The organism is Waterburya sp., from assembly GCF_058530065.1.
In genome coordinates this window covers 1-17,327 of the sequence record NZ_JBZNBU010000080.1, presented here as the reverse complement: position 1 = coordinate 17,327, position 17,327 = coordinate 1, and the positions used below count along the sequence as shown (strand labels likewise).

Annotated in this window: 23 protein-coding genes and 1 pseudogene; 10 read left to right on the top strand and 14 right to left on the bottom strand. The window is 38.7% G+C overall.

Features of this window, described 5'->3' with window-relative positions; translation table 11 throughout:
• Positions 1-121 precede the first annotated feature (121 nt).
• Positions 122-349, bottom strand: coding sequence for a hypothetical protein (locus AC33VI_RS05350; RefSeq protein WP_491781232.1), 228 nt, complete (start codon positions 347-349; stop codon positions 122-124).
• Positions 349-645: pseudogene (locus AC33VI_RS05345) on the bottom strand (IS1634 family transposase); the annotation flags it as partial. The gene AC33VI_RS05350 and the pseudogene AC33VI_RS05345, both read right to left, overlap by 1 nt.
• A 52-nt stretch (positions 646-697) precedes the next feature.
• Here AC33VI_RS05345 and AC33VI_RS05340 point away from each other — a divergent pair.
• Entirely contained in the window at positions 698-1,525 is an 828-nt protein-coding gene (locus AC33VI_RS05340; protein WP_491781231.1) for a DUF8692 domain-containing protein, read from the top strand.
• A 17-nt stretch (positions 1,526-1,542) separates the two neighbouring features.
• Here the strand turns inward: AC33VI_RS05340 and AC33VI_RS05335 are convergent, their stop codons facing one another.
• On the bottom strand, positions 1,543-1,752 hold the full coding sequence (locus AC33VI_RS05335) for a hypothetical protein (RefSeq protein ID WP_491781230.1): 210 nt from the start codon (positions 1,750-1,752) through the stop codon (positions 1,543-1,545).
• A 67-nt stretch (positions 1,753-1,819) separates the two neighbouring features.
• Between AC33VI_RS05335 and AC33VI_RS05330 the strand changes: the two genes are divergently transcribed.
• On the top strand, positions 1,820-1,981 hold the full coding sequence (locus AC33VI_RS05330; RefSeq protein ID WP_491781229.1) for a hypothetical protein: 162 nt from the start codon (positions 1,820-1,822) through the stop codon (positions 1,979-1,981).
• A 185-nt stretch (positions 1,982-2,166) separates the two neighbouring features.
• On the opposite strand, the gene AC33VI_RS05325 is transcribed toward AC33VI_RS05330, so the two are convergent.
• On the bottom strand, positions 2,167-2,703 hold the full coding sequence (locus AC33VI_RS05325) for a phycobiliprotein lyase (RefSeq protein WP_491781228.1): 537 nt from the start codon (positions 2,701-2,703) through the stop codon (positions 2,167-2,169).
• Positions 2,704-2,947: 244 nt separating this feature from the next.
• Between AC33VI_RS05325 and AC33VI_RS05320 the strand changes: the two genes are divergently transcribed.
• Entirely contained in the window at positions 2,948-3,370 is a 423-nt protein-coding gene (locus tag AC33VI_RS05320; RefSeq protein WP_491781227.1) for a hypothetical protein, read from the top strand.
• Between the two features lie 2 nt (positions 3,371-3,372).
• On the opposite strand, the gene AC33VI_RS05315 is transcribed toward AC33VI_RS05320, so the two are convergent.
• On the bottom strand, positions 3,373-4,095 hold the full coding sequence (locus tag AC33VI_RS05315) for a pyridoxine 5'-phosphate synthase (protein ID WP_491781226.1): 723 nt from the start codon (positions 4,093-4,095) through the stop codon (positions 3,373-3,375).
• Positions 4,096-4,190: 95 nt separating this feature from the next.
• Between AC33VI_RS05315 and ilvN the strand changes: the two genes are divergently transcribed.
• On the top strand, positions 4,191-4,715 hold the full coding sequence (gene ilvN, locus AC33VI_RS05310) for an acetolactate synthase small subunit (RefSeq protein WP_491781233.1): 525 nt from the start codon (positions 4,191-4,193) through the stop codon (positions 4,713-4,715).
• A 26-nt stretch (positions 4,716-4,741) separates the two neighbouring features.
• Here ilvN and AC33VI_RS05305 read toward each other — a convergent pair whose 3' ends face one another.
• Together AC33VI_RS05305 and AC33VI_RS05300 are read right to left on the bottom strand one after the other, a co-directional pair.
• Complete coding sequence (locus tag AC33VI_RS05305; RefSeq protein WP_491781225.1) at positions 4,742-5,557, bottom strand: alpha/beta fold hydrolase; 816 nt, start codon at positions 5,555-5,557, stop codon at positions 4,742-4,744.
• 153 nt (positions 5,558-5,710) lie between these two features.
• On the bottom strand, positions 5,711-6,433 hold the full coding sequence (locus AC33VI_RS05300) for a lysophospholipid acyltransferase family protein (protein WP_491781224.1): 723 nt from the start codon (positions 6,431-6,433) through the stop codon (positions 5,711-5,713).
• 409 nt (positions 6,434-6,842) lie between these two features.
• Between AC33VI_RS05300 and metG the strand changes: the two genes are divergently transcribed.
• Together metG and AC33VI_RS05290 are read left to right on the top strand one after the other, a co-directional pair.
• Positions 6,843-8,441: a methionine--tRNA ligase gene (gene metG, locus AC33VI_RS05295; RefSeq protein WP_491781223.1), complete on the top strand. Its 1,599-nt coding sequence runs from the start codon at positions 6,843-6,845 to the stop codon at positions 8,439-8,441.
• Between the two features lie 217 nt (positions 8,442-8,658).
• Positions 8,659-9,255, top strand: coding sequence for a LabA-like NYN domain-containing protein (locus AC33VI_RS05290; protein WP_491781222.1), 597 nt, complete (start codon positions 8,659-8,661; stop codon positions 9,253-9,255).
• A gap of 106 nt (positions 9,256-9,361) precedes the next feature.
• On the opposite strand, the gene nth is transcribed toward AC33VI_RS05290, so the two are convergent.
• Together nth and AC33VI_RS05280 are read right to left on the bottom strand one after the other, a co-directional pair.
• Positions 9,362-10,069, bottom strand: coding sequence for an endonuclease III (nth, locus tag AC33VI_RS05285; protein WP_491781221.1), 708 nt, complete (start codon positions 10,067-10,069; stop codon positions 9,362-9,364).
• 11 nt (positions 10,070-10,080) lie between these two features.
• On the bottom strand, positions 10,081-10,650 hold the full coding sequence (locus AC33VI_RS05280) for a CesT family type III secretion system chaperone (RefSeq protein WP_491781220.1): 570 nt from the start codon (positions 10,648-10,650) through the stop codon (positions 10,081-10,083).
• Positions 10,651-10,760: 110 nt separating this feature from the next.
• Here AC33VI_RS05280 and AC33VI_RS05275 point away from each other — a divergent pair, with 110 nt between their 5' ends.
• Positions 10,761-11,294, top strand: a complete 534-nt coding sequence (locus tag AC33VI_RS05275) for a nucleoside deaminase (protein WP_491781219.1) — start codon at positions 10,761-10,763, stop codon at positions 11,292-11,294.
• Positions 11,295-11,296: 2 nt separating this feature from the next.
• Here the strand turns inward: AC33VI_RS05275 and AC33VI_RS05270 are convergent, their stop codons facing one another.
• A complete protein-coding gene (locus AC33VI_RS05270) occupies positions 11,297-11,686 on the bottom strand; it encodes a hypothetical protein (RefSeq protein WP_491781218.1) in 390 nt (129 codons plus the stop codon).
• Between the two features lie 141 nt (positions 11,687-11,827).
• Here AC33VI_RS05270 and queA point away from each other — a divergent pair, with 141 nt between their 5' ends.
• Positions 11,828-12,904, top strand: a complete 1,077-nt coding sequence (gene queA / locus AC33VI_RS05265; RefSeq protein ID WP_491781217.1) for a tRNA preQ1(34) S-adenosylmethionine ribosyltransferase-isomerase QueA — start codon at positions 11,828-11,830, stop codon at positions 12,902-12,904.
• A 158-nt stretch (positions 12,905-13,062) separates the two neighbouring features.
• Here queA and AC33VI_RS05260 read toward each other — a convergent pair whose 3' ends face one another.
• Positions 13,063-13,740 carry a DUF2834 domain-containing protein gene (locus AC33VI_RS05260; protein ID WP_491781216.1) on the bottom strand — a complete coding sequence of 226 codons (678 nt, stop codon included), beginning with the start codon at positions 13,738-13,740 and terminating at the stop codon, positions 13,063-13,065.
• A 56-nt stretch (positions 13,741-13,796) separates the two neighbouring features.
• Here AC33VI_RS05260 and AC33VI_RS05255 point away from each other — a divergent pair, with 56 nt between their 5' ends.
• Both AC33VI_RS05255 and AC33VI_RS05250 read left to right on the top strand, forming a co-directional pair.
• On the top strand, positions 13,797-15,155 hold the full coding sequence (locus AC33VI_RS05255; RefSeq protein ID WP_491781215.1) for a phospholipase D-like domain-containing protein: 1,359 nt from the start codon (positions 13,797-13,799) through the stop codon (positions 15,153-15,155).
• A gap of 202 nt (positions 15,156-15,357) precedes the next feature.
• On the top strand, positions 15,358-15,636 hold the full coding sequence (locus AC33VI_RS05250) for an Asr1405/Asl0597 family protein (protein ID WP_491781214.1): 279 nt from the start codon (positions 15,358-15,360) through the stop codon (positions 15,634-15,636).
• Positions 15,637-15,653: 17 nt separating this feature from the next.
• Here the strand turns inward: AC33VI_RS05250 and AC33VI_RS05245 are convergent, their stop codons facing one another.
• The 3 genes from AC33VI_RS05245 to AC33VI_RS05235 all read right to left on the bottom strand — a co-directional run.
• The gene (locus AC33VI_RS05245; protein WP_491781213.1) at positions 15,654-16,022 is read right to left on the bottom strand and encodes a DUF1818 family protein; all 369 of its coding nucleotides are present in this window, start codon (positions 16,020-16,022) and stop codon (positions 15,654-15,656) included.
• Between the two features lie 20 nt (positions 16,023-16,042).
• A complete protein-coding gene (locus AC33VI_RS05240; RefSeq protein WP_491781212.1) occupies positions 16,043-16,270 on the bottom strand; it encodes a DNA-directed RNA polymerase subunit omega in 228 nt (75 codons plus the stop codon).
• A 510-nt stretch (positions 16,271-16,780) separates the two neighbouring features.
• Positions 16,781-17,327 (bottom strand): S41 family peptidase (locus AC33VI_RS05235; RefSeq protein WP_491781211.1); only part of this gene is annotated, 547 nt, incomplete at its 5' end.

The following is a 17,327-nucleotide window of genomic DNA, read 5'->3' as shown; positions in this document are numbered from 1 at the left end:
ATGGAGCATTAAATATAGGGTTCAAAAGTAAGCACGAAGGCTTTAGCCGAGTGTCTAGGGTCTGTTTGACGCAGCCAGTCAGGGTTAATGTCCTGCGAGATTCTGCGACTATACCGATAGGTTAGTCGTAGAGTACGTCAACAATTCTTCTAGTGACACTCCTACCAATAACACTCCTAGAAAATCTAGCCTCAAGAACATCAGCCACGTTAATTTCTTCCGCATCACTCCAACCGCTAGTATTGACAGTGCCACCAGCACCCCCTTGGATTTTGACATCATAGCCAATTACATCAAAAGCGCGTAAGTCGTTGCGGGATAGACCGTCAAATTGAGTTAGATCCGACATTAATAGGAATTAAAAAACTGAAGAATATGACTTCGTTCGCTGGTAAGATGACTAATCTGTTTAACTCCACCGAAGGAAACAAGATGAACGGACATAAAACATTGAAAAACCCAACGTAAAGTGGGAAATGCAGTAAGTTTACCTAATTGGTTACGGATAGTTTGTCGAGCAGAAACTAAAGCCGAACGTAAAGCACGTTGACCAAGACTATAAACTAGAAGAGATAAACCCATTACCATTGCCAGAGCAGCAATTCGTTTGGGAGACTTTAAAAAAACACTGCTGGTAAAAAATAAGTTGAGTTTGTATAAAGTTATAAATAGGTTAAGCATTTATTAATAAAATGCTATGGTACGGATCGCAAATTTAGCAGACTTAAAATATATTTTGATGAGCAACAACCATTTATCAAATCGTCTAGAGCTAGCAGATTATAGTTTGTCTCCACGAAAAGTTACTAAATTTTTGTTAGGATTTATTGTTTTGTTGATTATTGGCAATATTATTGAGAGAGAAATTGTCCAGTGGTTAAACTTAACTAATGGTAGTGAAATTATTCCCCACTATTTTAATTTTGATCGCGAATCTAATTTCCCCTCTTTATATTCTGCTTTAACTCTGGGCTTCTGCAGTTATTTACTGTATATTATTGCCACAGTTAAAAAGTTAAGACAGGCACAATTTACTAACTACTGGAAAGCCTTATCTTATATTTTTCTATACATGGCGGTAGATGAAGCTTGTGCCATTCATGAGCTACTAATTCCTATTATACGAGAAGCAATTAATGCTCGCGGAATTTTATATTTTGCTTGGGTAGTTCCCGCTTTGTTTCTATTAGTAATTTTTCTCTTGATCTTTAGGCGGTTTATTCAAAACTTACCTGCCAAAACCAGAAATATGTTTATTTTAGCTGGAGCTATCTATGTTGGCGGTGCTATAGGTATGGAAATGGTCGGAGGCTATATTGCTGATACCTGGGGATTCAATACTTTCGCCTATGGTATGGCAGCTAGAATCGAGGAGTTATTGGAAATGTTGGGTATTCTAATTTTTATTAATCAATTGTTAGTTTATCTACAATCTCAAACAACAAATATTCACTTTTCTTTGTCTTTTAGACCCTTAAAGAGCAAATCTTTGTCTGCCAACAAGTCCGAATTTACCAAGAAGTAGAACAAAATATAGATTAGTTACTTGTTTAAAGTAACCAATTTAGTTAATCCCTGGTATATGGAATAAGCTCTCTTCTCTTGTTGCTTGCCATAGGTACTTGTAGTGATGATGGCAATTGTTCCTCGATCTCTTTCAATGCAATATATAACTGCTATCGTACTTTTATTCGTTCCCGTTACTTTGAAGCGAAGATTCCTTTCTTCTGCGGTGGTAAGATCATCAAGCATCGAGTTAGCTGCGGTTATAGCTCTTTGTTTGCATTCATCAAAGCTGATGGAGAGGATGGTTGAATCTGTGAATACTTTCGGGGTTTCTGCGATCGCTTTATCTACAGCAGACAAAACTCCCCCAGAGGCAATTCCCAATATTATCGATGGGATAAATGTTTGGTTAAAAAAACTATTTCTAGCGATCGCCATATTCAAGATCGAACTTAGTTTTAAGTATGATGATTAAATAAACATCCCGTATTATATAGTACGCAATGCCTATACTAAGTACTTATCACCAATATTAAATAGCGATCGCTTTTATCAAAGTCTCAGTTCTTGAAAATAGCTCAAAAACTAAGAACTAGAAACTAAGAACTAAAAACTAATGATTAATAACCTACAGATTAAAGCCGATCCACATTAGGCATATCAGATTCTTTTCTCTAAATATTGACCGATAGTAATTTCTTGTCCCGCACGAGAGATAATTGTCTGTCTGGTGCGATACTTGCTACCTACGAGTTTAATTTCTTCTTCAAAGACATTAGAGTTATATTCCGTACGCAAACTCATAGTGTCGGGGTTAGAAAAAGCATAAATCGCCGTCACTGGTTTGGGAGTGGCGAAACCGCGATCGCGATATAGAATATTGCCTTTGATCCCAAAAACAGTTCCACCAATAATAGGTTTCCGATTTTGATTGGTGTAGTTGCTTTCCCAAGTCACTTTAGTACCGCAAACTAAAGCCTCTAAGTCTTCTAATTCGTGTTTTTGAGCTAGTTCGATTAACTCTGTCGATCCTCTTTCTAAGAAAGAAATGTTGAGGATGCTTTCTACTTCTTGGGGTTCGACATTTTTATCTAGACTATAATACCGTCTTTGAGAATTCCAGCTACCTACGGTCTTCTGAAAAAAATCAATTGCTAGAGACTGTGAGGCTATATTTGTTGTTTGCGCCAATACCATCGAGACTTTGCTCCTCTGCGAAAAAGTTATTAAAGTACTTTATGTCAAGTAAAAAGACTTTATGCGTAACATTTCTTAATTTATCATAAAAAAGTTTTTTCGTACTCCATAGCTAGTTATATTGTTGGAATTGAAGTTTGAGACTCACGAATATTCTTGTTTTTTCAGTATGTCAAAGTATCTTGATTTTTCTGTTAATTTAGTCACAAAGCTAATAATTGCGATCGCTATCAACTTATGTTTTATGTTTCCCGCCACCGCCATTACCCAGACAATGGAATTCGATACCGTTACTGGATATAAAGTCGAAGCAATATTTAGCTATGATGAGGCGAAAAATACTCAAGTTATTAGAGAGCAAGGAAAAGGAAAAGCAAAGAGTTTGGATTCATTGCGAGTTAATTTTTACCAACCATCGGGAGAATCGATCGCCAGTTATGACAATATTGTCGATGGAATGGTAACGGGGAATTATGTTGAATTTAATTACGATCCAGCAACCAAACAAATATTAGGTAATATCGACCTTGGGGGAGAATCCGCTGGGGAAATGTACCTTACGGGATCTGTTGCTGGGGAATTGTCCCTGATTCAAGTTAGCGATTCAGGAGAAGAAAATGTGGTTACAACTTTCATTAAATCGTCATTCCCAAGAGAAACCAATTAATTTTAATTTAAAATTTCTAGATAGGCTTTAACGGTATTGTAAAAACCCATTTCCAAGGCTTCTGCTGTTAAAGCATGACCGATAGAAACTTCCAAAATATTAGGAATAGTACAGAATTTAGCTAAATTATCTAAGTTCAAGTCATGTCCTGCATTAACTCCTAACCCCAATTCTTGAGCTTTTTTAGCTGCATCGGCAAATTGCTGCCAGGTTGCATCCAAGTCTTGATTCTCGCGATATGCAGTGGCATAAGGTTCGGTATAGAGTTCGATTCTTGACGCGCCAGTATCGGGGACAAGGGCGATTTGCTCTACATCTGCATCCATAAACAAACTAACCCGACAACCGAGATCGTGTAATTCTTTAATAATGGGAATCAAACGCTCTTTATCTTTAGTCAGATCCCAACCACTATCGGAGGTAAAAGTATCGGGTGCGTCAGGGACTAGAGTACATTGAGTGGGTTTTACCTGGCGAACAATTTCCATAAAAGAAATTTCTAAAGGATTTCCTTCAATATTAAATTCAACATCTTTAACTACATCAACCAAATCGTAGACATCTCCAGGTCTAATATGGCGTTGGTCGGGACGGGGATGGACGGTAATTCCTTTTGCACCTGCATCAATACAAATTTTTGCCATTTTGACGATGCTGGGAATACCAATATTACGGGTATTTCTAATAAGAGCTACTTTGTTGAGATTAACGCTGAGATTGGTCATGTTTTTAGGCGATTGAATTTATTGCTTATCTATATGGCAAATTTATTTTATGATGAGAGACTAACCTTATAACAATTCACTATCTTTCGGCTATGATGAAACACACTATTTCGGTCTTAGTAGAAGACGAAGCAGGAGTTTTAACGCGCATTGCAGGTTTATTCGCCCGTCGTGGTTTTAATATTGAAAGTTTGGCGGTAGGATCTGCCGAACAATTGGGAGTATCTAGGATTACGATGGTCGTACCTGGAGACGAACAAGTTGTAGAACAGCTAATTAAGCAATTATATAAATTGATTAGCGTCCTCAAAGTTCAGGATATTAGCCACCAACCCTGTGTCGAAAGAGAATTGATGTTGATTAAAGTTAACGCCAATGCTGCAAATCGTGCTGAAGTGATTGAAATCACTCAGGTTTTCCGCGCCCGTATTGTCGATCTTTCCGAAGAGGCTGTAACCATTGAAGTCGTCGGCGATCCTGGTAAAATCGTGGCAATTATTCAAATGCTCAATAAGTTTGGCATTCGCGAAGTTGCCCGCACGGGTAAAATTGCTTTGGTTAGAGAATCGAAGGTTAATACCGAATACCTTAAGACTTTAGAAGCGAAAGTTACTCTTTAAGTCGTAGTAAGTTGAATAATTTTTAGTTATTGTTTTTTAGTCTTCAAGAGAAAGCTAGACTTGGGCGGGATAAAGTTTTCTTGGGCAAGAATATCGTAGAGATCGACCGCCGTCTCTAGCAGACAAGCATGACCACTATAGGGGAGAAAAACTTTTTGGGCTTTCGGCATCAGGGAAACAAGTTTATTTGCTTCTTCTACTGAAGGCAAAAGAGCATCTGACTCGCTAGCTACAATCAAAGTAGACATTTTTAGGCTACGTAGTTGTTCCTCGGCAATTTTAAATTCTCTCAAAAGAGATATACGCCAGCTTACTACTTGGGGAGGTAAAGACTTCATGCTTTCCACTAGTTTAAGGCGATCGCCATCGTTAATACGATTGAGTTTGGCGAGAAAAGGTAATAATCCCGCAGCAGAATAACGGTGCAGCCAAGTGGGAAGCCAAGGAGTAATATCCGCCCCCAATCCTAATAAAGGAAATTGGTTAAAAGAAGATGCGGGATTCACCAAGATTAGTTTGTCGATTAAATGTGGCGCAGACAATGCTACCTTAAGAGCCAAACAACCCCCAAAAGACTCCCCGCAAAGATATATTTGCCTGTTGGTTTTACGAGTTAATTCGATCTCAATTAATCTTATTGTATCTTTGGCTAAAGTCTGCCAACTGGTAGAGTTATCCTCTCTAATGCTCAGACAGCGTACGTCAAAGCAAGATAGTAACTTATCTGCTTGAGTTTGAAATAGCTCTCCAGTGCCATCCATCCCAGGAAGATAAATAAATAAAGGATTGTTGCGATCGCCGATGGGCTGCTGGGTAAAATCAACGCTACTAGCAAAATTCATAGGTTACGAGGTAAAAAATGAAAGAAAAATATTAAAACTTAAAGTTATTTAATAGTTGCTATTGTCTAATGTTTTGTTTTAAATAAGTATTTATACACATTTTTCTTTAGGTTTGTACGGTCAATATCTTCTTTTCGACACTTTTATCTAAGTTTAACTAGCTCCTACCTTTAATAACTCGATGATTTGATTCTGGCAATAATCTGTTAATTCCGTAGCGAGAATCTTAGCTTTCTTACCTTTATATTGTAGTTTTTGAGTTTTATCGATCCAGTAGGGACTCCCGATCGCCACATTGACGCGATGATAAACTAACATCGGGTGCAATCCCGATCTTTCAAAGAAAGACTCTTGGCGATCGAATGGTTGCAGCCAGCGAATGGGAACAGTGGGATAAACAGTCTCGGCTAAAGAAGTAATTGCTACTGGCAAAACAGCCAAACGTTCTAGGGGCATTCTCCAGGCTAAATGAGCAAAACCCCGTTGAAATTCTCCAACCTCATTAGGGGAAGTGGGTTCGAGCATCGGTTTAGTACCTTCGGGAAATAATCCCACCCATTGCCTAGAGGTCAAGAGTCTGGAAGCTTGTAAAAAAAACTGCTTTTGCCTGCAATTTGCTTCTGCCAGAGGAAAACAGCCCAAAGAATTAACAATATCTTTGAGTATGGGAGTTTGTCCCATGTAATGATGACAAGCAATTCTCAAACTGTTGGGGATCGTTTTAATTAAGATAGGTGCGTCGAGAAAACTACGATGATTGCTAACAACAATGACGGGAACATCTTGGGGAAGACGATCGAGATGAGAATAAGTTAATTGAAGATTAACGGCTGATATTAGAGATTGAGATATTAAGTTAGGTGTAAAAGATAACATGAACCTAGATTATCAATTGGTGCAATTTGTTGCTAGCAGCCAAAAAAACCAACATGATTAAGAAAAACTTTATATTCATTACTATTTAGAACGCTATATTTAAGCTGGAATCAATAATTGATAGCAGATAGTTTTCTATCCAGATGTGACTTTGTTAACGAAATCGAAAATTTATTAAGTATTTTCCTTAACGTTAACTTAAATCTCTGTGATAATTGATACTTGTTTATGGGTTAGGTCTATAAGCGCAAAACTCAAATAAAATTCTCCAATTTTCTAAGCTCGAACTCTTAGAATTTTAACAACATAAATGTATGACATCTAAAGTGTCTAATTATATATTGCTTGAAATTTCAAAGGTCATAAGTTTTATACCTTTAAAAATCTAGCAATTTTTCGTTAATTTATAATGACTAATTCTACTGATAACCATAAATTTGCTTTAACTACTCCCCTTTATTACGTTAATGGCGTACCCCATGTTGGTAGCGCCTACACCACCATGGCTGCGGATGCGATCGCCAGATTTCAACGCTTGCAGGGTAAATCTGTTTTGTTGATTACAGGAACAGACGAACACGGACAAAAGATTCAACGTACTGCCGAGGAACAAAATGTCGAACCTCAAGTACATTGCGATCGCATTGTCGAAAGTTTTAAGTCTCTCTGGGATAAATTAAATATTAAATACGATCGCTTTAGTCGAACTACTGCCGAAAAACATCAGGCGATCGTCAATGAATTTTTCGATCGCGTTTGGCAGCAGGGAGATATCTATCTCGCTCGTCAGCAAGGTTGGTATTGCGTATCCTGCGAGGAATTTAAAGAAGAAAGAGAACTACTTGAAGACCATTATTGCGCCATCCACACTAATAAAAAAGCAGAATGGCGCGATGAAGAAAACTATTTCTTTCGTCTTTCTAAATACCAACAACAATTAGAAGAGCTTTACGAGTCTCAACCAGACTTCATCCAACCAGCCAGCCGACGCAATGAAGTCCTCAATTTTGTCCAACAAGGTTTAAAAGACTTTTCTATTTCTCGCGTCAATCTAGACTGGGGTTTTCCGATTCCCGTAGACGAAAAACATACAATCTATGTTTGGTTTGATGCTCTTTTGGGTTATGTTACTGCTCTCTTAGATCCAGATGACGAACCCACTTTAGCTAATGCCCTATCAAAATGGTGGCCGATCGACTTGCATTTAATTGGTAAAGATATTTTACGATTCCATGCGGTTTACTGGCCAGCCATGTTAGCCTCTGCTGGTTTACCTTTGCCACCAAAAGTATTCGGTCATGGTTTCCTGACCAAAGATGGACTCAAAATGGGTAAAACATTGGGTAATACGATCGATCCTTTGGAGTTAGTTAATAATTATGGTGCGGATGCCGTACGTTATTACTTTCTCAAAGAAATCGAACTAGGTAAAGACGGAGATTTTAACGAAGCTCGTTTTATCGAGGTATTAAATAACGATTTAGCCAATGTTTTGGGCAATTCGCTCAATCGTACTTTGGGAATGTTAAAAAAATATTGTCAGAGTAACGTACCTAACTTATCCAGCGATGATTATAGTGTTGATCATCCCTTAAAAAGCATAGGTATGGAGTTGGGCAGTCGCGTTACCCAAATGAATGAAAATCTTCAATTCAGTCAAAGCTGTGAAGAAATTCTAGCTTTAGTACGTGCTTGCAATAAATATATTGACGATAGCGCGCCTTGGACTTTATTCAAAGAAGGAAAACAAACTGAAATAGAGCAAATTTTATATTCTGTTTTAGAATCCGTGCGTTTATCTGCTTATTTACTAGCTCCCGTAATACCAGAGATTGCTAGCAATATATATCGGCAGTTAGGGTTCAATCGAGATTTTAATCGCGAAAATTATCCTCAAACAGCCGAAGATTTTTTACTTCATTCACAGTGGGGCAAATTAGAAATAGCTAAAACCTTGGGCAAAGCCACTCCTGTCTTCTCTAGATTGGAATTGGCATCAGAAGCTTAAATTATGACGAGTAATTTAACTCAGTATATTTTTTTACTGATATAAGGTTACTAACAGTCTATTCAAATTACAAAATTGCACTAGCAAAGCCATACTGACAGGCTTATCGCCCATAAAAACTCGAATACTTGGTTTGACTGCACGAGCAGTCAGTAATTGTGGGGCTAGTCCACCCAAATAGAATACTTTTTTTCATAAAAAAATGAGGCTTAATACAATGTTGGATAATTTCGGAAGCGACCCTATCTTTACCCCCGAACAAATTCTAGAAAATAGGGGGCGTGTAGCTATTTTTATCGACGGCTCAAATTTATTTTATGCTGCACTACAACTAGGCATTGAAATCGACTACAGCAAGCTTTTATATCGCTTAACTGGAGGTTCTAGATTGCTCAGATCCTTTTTCTATACAGGAGTAGACCGTACTAACGAAAAGCAACAGGGCTTTTTACTCTGGATGCGTCGTAACGGTTATCGAGTCATTGCTAAGGATTTGGTGCAACTACCAGATGGCTCGAAAAAAGCCAATTTAGACGTAGAAATAGCAGTAGATATGATGGCTCTAGTTTCTTCTTACGATACTGCTGTATTGGTTAGCGGAGATGGAGATTTAGCCTATGCAGTTGATGCGGTTAGCTATCGTGGAGCGCGGGTAGAAGTAGTTAGCTTGCGCTCTATGACTAGCGATAGTTTGATTAACGTGGCAGATCGCTATATCGACCTGGATCAGATCAAGGAAGATATTCAGAAAACGACAAAGCATAGCGATCCCTATCGTACCTTCTCTGGTTTTGGCATTCTAGACGAACATTAAATAACCTATAACCTATAACCTATAACGAGTTTATGGACGAGAGACTGAAGGACTTGGGTACTGGATAAAGCGTAGCCACCTACTACTACCTACTACCTACTATCCACTACCCATCTAGTGCTGAGGGACAAAGATGGGTCAATTGGCAGATTTCACAAGCAGGTTTGCGGGCTTTGCAAATGGCTCTGCCATGATAAATGGTGCGGATGGAGTAGTTTTCCCATTCTGCCTGGGGTAATAATGCCATCAAATCTTTTTCGATCTGAATAGGATTGTCGGACTTAGTTAATTTCCAGCGATTGCTGAGACGTTTGACGTGGGTATCGACGGTAACTCCTTGTATATTGCCAAAACCATGAGCGGAGACTACATTGGCTGTTTTACGGGCTACTCCTGGTAGTTTTAATAGTTGCTCCATTTCGCTGGGTACTTTGCCATCAAAATCTCTGACAATCATTTGACAAGCACCTTGGATATTTTTAGCTTTATTGCGATAAAAACCTGTAGATCTAATCAAACTTTCCAATTCTTCGCGATCGCATCCTGCAATACTTGCTGCATCGGGAAAGCGAGCGAATAAAGCGGGAGTTACCTTGTTGACTCGCTCGTCAGTACATTGAGCGGAAAGTATGGTAGCGATTAAAAGTTGTACGGGAGTTTCATAATCTAGACTACAAGTGGCATCGGGGTAAATTTCGGTTAACAAGTCGAAGATGGCGAGCGATCGCTCTTTTAAAGCTTTACTGGGGGATCGACCTCTGGTTTTAGTATTTTTTTTCTTGTTAGTGGCAGTGGTAGTTTTAGACTTGGGCATAAAATTATTGATTAAACTTCTACTTCCGACCACAATCTTTCCAACTGCATTTTCCAAGCTGCTAAAAACTGCTCTCTTTGAGCGGGATCTTGATCTATACCACCCATGATTCCTTCTTGATAAAAGCGATCGATAGTTTGATAGGTAGTTTCTAAACTTTGTCCTTGAGCTTTAGCCGCTCTGACAATTTGAATAATTTGTTTTTCAATTAGCTTATTAAAGGAATTAGATAGACCTTTGGTTTTCAAAAATTGTAGAGATACGATCGCATTTTCCAAATCTTCTGCAACTAAGGTTTCTAAACGATGATGATAGACTCCCCACAAAACATCGCGATCGAGAGCGTAGCGCACTTCTTGGGTAGCCTCAAAATTATCTTCTAGCAATTGAGGCAATAGTGATTGGGCTTCTCTGGCTGCTGCAATGGGAGTCAAGAGTCTCAGCCAAGTACGATCTTCTGAAAGCAATACTAGTAAATGGATTTGTTCGTTTTTAATTTGCCAAGCTTCTTCAACGTCATGTTGTATTTCTTCAGCATTATACAGTTTGGCTAAAACAGGGGAAATTTCCGTAATTTTCATCTTAAAGCTGTTCAATAAATGTTTTTCTGGCTGGGTTGTACATTTAGTGTAATAGCTTTTAAATTACTGGTGTATGGATAATACTATATATTTTTGCCAAATTACTGGTCATGAATCGAAAATTGCGATCGCAACTCCACCTCGTCCGACAAACTTGTGCCGAATTAGACTATGAAGCTTATTTAACCCATAGTCGCTGGATGGAATATGCGATCGCTCTAGCCGAAACAGCAGAAAATGCAGGAGAAATTCCCGTTGCTGCTCTAATTGTAGATAGTCAAAATAATTTAATCGCTCAAGCTACAAATCGTAAAGAAAGAGACTTAGATGCTACCGCTCACGCAGAAATACTGGCAATTCGTACAGCCAGCAAAATCCAGAAAAGTTACTATCTCAATAACTGTACTCTTTATGTTACTCTCGAACCTTGTACGATGTGTGCGGGAGCAATTATTCAATGCCGTTTGGGTATGTTAGTTTACGGTGCTGACGAGCCAAAAACTGGAGCAGTCCGTACCGTTACCAATATTCCCGATAGTTATTGTTCCAATCATAGACTTAAAGTACTAGCAGGAATCAAGTCAGAATCTTGTCGCCAACAACTACAAACATGGTTTGCTCGCCAAAGGAATAAACCAAAATAATCTTAAGCCAAAGTTTCTGGACAGTATCCTAGTCCTCTGGTAAATTGTTGACGGAAAGCTTCGATGTCTTTCACATCGGGTTTTCCGTGAGAAACTACTGCAACTTGATAGCGACGCATAACTTCAACAGGAGATTGTCCCGTCTCCAAACTCCAAAACACCATCTTCAAACGCATTTCAGGATCGTAAGTGATGCCCAATTCTGACATAAAAGCGCGAAAATCTCCGTGCAATTTGGGTTCGAGAGCTTGAGGGAAACGAATTTTAACAATCCAACCATCAATTTGATGAATCACGGTCAATGAAGCATTTGCCGTATGCTTCATTTGCAAGAGATAATCGATCGTTCTTAATGTAACGCTGGCGTTTGCCAAAAAATAAAGATAGTCCATAAACACCATTTTTCAGGAAGTCTATATATAGTCTGACAAAAAAAGGGTCGATTGCGCTTGGGGAAAAGCACCCGATCTTTTAAATTTGCTATAGGGGATACTACCCAAATACGATCGTCCAATATAAACTCATTACCTATCATGAACGAGGATTTTTTACTCTCTAGTTACACCTACGAATTACCGCAAAAGTTAATTGCTCAAGCTCCTGCTACTCCTAGAGATAGTTCCCGTCTACTGATAGTAGATTCACCGATTTCTTGCCAACATAAAATTTTCCGCGATTTACCTAATTGGCTTAAATCGGGCGACCTATTGGTTCTCAATGATACACGGGTTATTCCCGCTCGTCTATATGGACGGAAGGCTTCTGGTTCTCAAGTAGAAATTTTGCTTTTAGAAGAAAAATCAGATAATTGCTGGCTGGCTTTAGTGAAACCAGGAAAACGCTTCACTCCTGGAGCAAAAATTGTTTTCGATCCTTTGGATGGCGATTTAGGAAAATTTCAACTTCAAGCTACAGTAGTCGATCGCGACGACGCTACGGGAGGCAGAATTTTACAATTCGATCTACCTGAAGGGAAGACTATTTGGCACTATTTAGAAGATTACGGACAGTTACCTCTTCCCCCTTATATTACGGAAAACGATTCTCCAGGGGAACGCTATCAAACCGTATATGCCGAGAAAGCAGGGGCAGTTGCAGCACCTACTGCGGGATTGCATTTTACCCCTGAATTGCTGACTAAATTAAAAGAACGAGGAATAGACCAAACTTATATTACTCTCCACGTGGGGATTGGTACTTTTCGTCCTGTAGAAGCGGAAGAAATTCTCAACCACGAGATGCACCAGGAATGGATTGAAGTCAGCCCAGAAACCGTGGCTAAAATCAAAGCCACCCAAGCTAGAGGCGGAAGAGTATTTGCCGTTGGAACGACTGCGGTAAGAGCTTTAGAAGGAGCGTTTAAAGAAAGTAAGTCGGGAGCAATCGAGCCATTTCGGGGCAAAACCGATTTATTTATTTATCCAGGCTACGAATGGCAAGTGGTTGATGGTTTGATTACCAATTTTCACCTGCCTGGTTCTAGTTTATTAATGTTGGTTAGTGCCTTGATTGGTAGAAAACGTTTGCTGAGTATTTATCAAGAAGCGATCGCTCTCAACTATCGTTTTTATTCTTTTGGAGATGCGATGCTGATTTTACCTAATCCATAACTTACTCCTCGTTTTTTTTAGGGTAGTGGGTAGTAGGTAGTGGGTAGTGGGTAGCTACGCTCAACCAGTCACCCAGTCACCCAGTCACCTACTCACCTAGTCACCTAGTCACCAAGTCACCTAGTCACCTAGTCACTCAATCCCCCAATCCCCTTAACTTAGTCGTCAGACTGTTGGATTAATGAAGGGCGAAAACACCAATAACCCAAACTGCCAAATAATGGTATTGATGTCACCAACCAAAAAATCTTGCTATTTTGAATCCCCCGTCGTTCCATATCGTCCTTTAAAATTGCTGCGGGTAAGAGCAAAGATAAAGTACAAAAATCAATACTCATTACTCGCACAAATTGGCTGTGTTGCCATTGTTCTTGATAACTAGACCAGTCGCCGTTGACTGCGCCCCAAACAACCAAGATGATTATGGCGATCGAGCAAATTATTGCGGTTAAGCGAGAGTCTAATATTTTTAAGAGTATATTTTCTTTTTTTGGCGAAATAGCATTGGCATGACGGAGAGCAAAATAAGGCAGTAGAGCAAACGCTCCCAAACCAAAGGAAGCAATAAAGAAAGGATAGGGAGAGATTTGACTTTCTTTGCCGTCAAAAAGGATAAATGCCCCATATACTAGCGGGAAGATTCCCATGATATAGAAAATGGCAATAATTATGGGGTTGATACCTTCCCATTCGATCGCTGACATTTTAAAGATCAAATCGAAATCTTGTTCTGTAGTAGTTAGAGAGCCTGTTTTAAAGCCATTGATAGTAAAAATTACACTATAGGAAATTAGAGAGAGCCAAATTAAACCAAAAATAATTTTACGAGCAGTCATTCCGTTGTTTTGCTTTACATTTCTTTACTTAAATCCTAGCAACTAACGTCAATTCAATGAAAAGAGAATTTTTCTTGCTATGTATTGCGATCGCCATTGTTGGTTGTAGCAATTCTCCAACAGGGGATAATTTGGCTCAGGATGAATTTATTAAAGCCTATTTTAATCATCGCGAAACTGAGTCGGAAACTTACATCGATCCCTATCGCGAAATAGAACGGGAAGGGGATAATTTGGAAGCAATAATTATTGAAGCGATCGAACAAGCCGAATCTACCATTGACGTTGCAGTACAGGAATTGAATTTACCTTTAATTGCCCAAGCTTTGGTTGATAAACATCAATCGGGAGTTAGGGTTAGAGTCATTTTAGATAATAATTATAGTCGTCCTTTAAGTGGCTTGAGTAAATCGGAAATAAGCAATCTTAAGGAACGCGATCGCTTGAAATATGATGAGTTTTTTGCCCTAGTAGATTTGGATAATAATGGTCATTTGAGTGATTCAGAAATAAAACAGCGAGATGCTCTATTTATTTTAAATAATGCAGGAATTCAAGTAATTGACGATACTGCTGATGGTTCTAAGGGTAGCGGTTTAATGCACCATAAGTTTGTAGTTGTCGATCGCCAAATGGTAATTATTGGTTCGAGTAATTTTACTTTAAGTGGCATACACGGTGATTTTAAGAATTCAAATACTAGAGGTAATGTCAATCATCTTTTACAGATTGATAATTCCCAATTAGCGGATTTATTTACCGTAGAATTTAACTATATGTGGAATGGTCAATTTGGCTTGGCAAAACCACAGCGATCGCCAGTATCTCTTGCTTGGAAAAATACAGAAGTTACGCTACAATTTTCTCCTATTTCTAGTACTCAAGATTGGCATTTAAGCAGTAATGGCTTAATTGAAAAAGTTCTTAAGAATGCGAACAATTCCATCGACTTAGCTTTGTTTGTTTTTAGTGACGGTTTAATTAGTAAAAGATTGCAACAAAAGCAACAAGAAGGAGTGACAATTAGTGGAGTGTTTGATTCTAGCTTTGCCTTTCGTTACTACAGCGAAGTACTAGATTTATTAGGGGTTGCATCTTATTACCGCTGTCAAGAAGAAGCAGATAATAATCCTTGGACGACACCTTTAGAAAATATTGGATTGGCAAACATAGCATCGGGAGACAAGTTACACCACAAATTTGCTCTGATCGATCGGCAAACTATTATTTCAGGGTCGCAAAACTGGTCGCAAGCCGCCAACCACCAAAACGACGAAGCTCTAATTGTGATTAATAACTATGCTGTGGCTCAACATTTCGATCGCGAATATCAAAGACTAGCCAAATCCGCTGCTTGGGGTTTGCCAAGCAGAATTCAAACCAAAATCGAACAACAGCAAACAGATTGCCAGTAGAAAAGTAGAAATGCTGATGCTGAATTTTTCCTCTCGGTTTATTTTTTTAGAAGTTCCACTGTAATTTTACTTATTGACAATCTTTACTAGTTAAAGGTTATAATTCCTAAAGTTAAATAATTGATTGTAATTCTCAATAACTTGGTGTTGTTGCTTTGATAACTATCTATCGAGAAAACAATGCCAACAAGGAAAGATAAACATGAAAAAAAGCGATCGCCCACAACAAGTACGATATCAGTTAAATCAGGCTCAAGGGACACCCGACCATGTTTTAGAAACACAATGGTCTTCCCGTTGGGAAGTGTTTCGCCGTCTTCAAGAACTAGATATCAAATGTCAATGTTCGACTAACGAGCCTTTGTTGATATATTTACACAGTCCAACTACAGTAATTCTTCTTTGGAGCATTTTGAAACAACACAACGCATCGCGACAAGAATCTATTAAATGGCTGGATCGCTGTTGGGAAGCAGAATAATCTTACTACTCGACTTATTAGCTGCCAAAACCGAGAGAATTGAATCCTGCAAGTATTTGTGGTGCGATATCTGGTTTCCAATTACCTTCACAACGGCGATCGCAATTTAAAATCAAACGTAGAGAATAGCGATCGTAATAACCTTCTACTTCCATCCAAAGTAGGTCAGTTTCTGCTTCACAAGCAATCTTTTCGTCCTCCATCAATTCGGCAGACATTGCTGCCATCGTCTCGACCAATTGTTGCAAAAGTCGATAAAAATCTTGAAGCTCTGCTTCTGTTAGTTCGATTGCCCAATCTTCTCCGCCAATCAAACCCCGATATTTAGCTCCGTGAGGATGCCAACCTATACGCCAGCCATCCCCACTTTTAGTGAAACGTTCCAAACTATAAAACTCGAATAACTCTAATCGCCAATGATTTCTGGTTGAGTCAATTCATCAGACATTTCAATAATTGCTCGAATCACTGGTTTCATCGTAGGGTCGTCAAAGCTTTCTAGTTCTTCATAACGACGGCGTTTGGCGCGATTGGCTACTTGTACCGTAATCCGATAGCGATTAGAAGCAGCCGAAACCAACTCTTCCGAACGATACATAATGTGAGAGGAGTTGAAAGAACTTTTTCTTTGCATTAAAAGCAATACCTTTTGATTGAAGATGAACAGTTGCAGCAATTACTACAGGAGTCCATTGTAGCAAAAAGTGATCGAGCGTTATGTTGCTGCGGAGATGAGAGTTTATCTATAAGTATTTATGTGTTTTTAACTAGCGATCGTTTTAAAATTTCTATTGTTACTTTTCTTGATAAATCGCAAACTAGAAAAAATTGACAACGCAAATAATATAGTTTCAGCTATAATTGAATGTGGCTTTAGGGACTACAGTGCCAAAAATATTTTCGCCTTTCAAAACCCTTATATTTTGGTAGCAAAATTTTCTGATTGAGAATCAACTCTCTTCAATCCGATAAAAAATGAGTTTCTGTAATAATTTGTTATGTATCAGAATGTAACTGAAATTTAACCTTGATTTGACAAAGTAATTAACTTGTACAAGTAATAAATAGATTTTTGATGAGCGATCGATATCAAACACCTGAAGATCTATCGCTCTACTGACTACTAATAACTAATAACTAATAACTAACTAGCTTTAGCCAAATAATTATCCTTGGAAGTTACCAATCTAAGAGCCTCTTGATATTGCTCGTCGGCATCAGTAGCAATTTGATTGTAAGTAATAGGTTGTTGAGAAATCACATCATCGGGTATGATGCCTAACTTATTAATATCTGTATGGTTGGGAGTTTCATATTTCGCTACGGTGACCGCCAATCCCGAACCATCGGGCAATTCAAACAAAGACTGAATCAATCCCTTACCAAAAGTTTTTTCTCCCACTAACAAAGCTCTTTGGTTGTCTTGCAAAGCTCCTGCTAAAATCTCGCTCGCACTAGCAGTACCCTGATTGACCAACACTACTAAAGGATCTTCCGTCAAAATTTCGCTATTAGAATCAAAACTGCCCAAAGCACCCTGACGATTTACCGTATAAACAATTGTGCCATCGTCCAACCACATCCGCGCAATGTCTACTCCCGCTTGCAACAAGCCTCCAGGATTGTTACGCAAATCTAAAATATAGGCTTCGGCTCCTTGCTTCTCTAAATCGACTACTCCGTGAGCTATT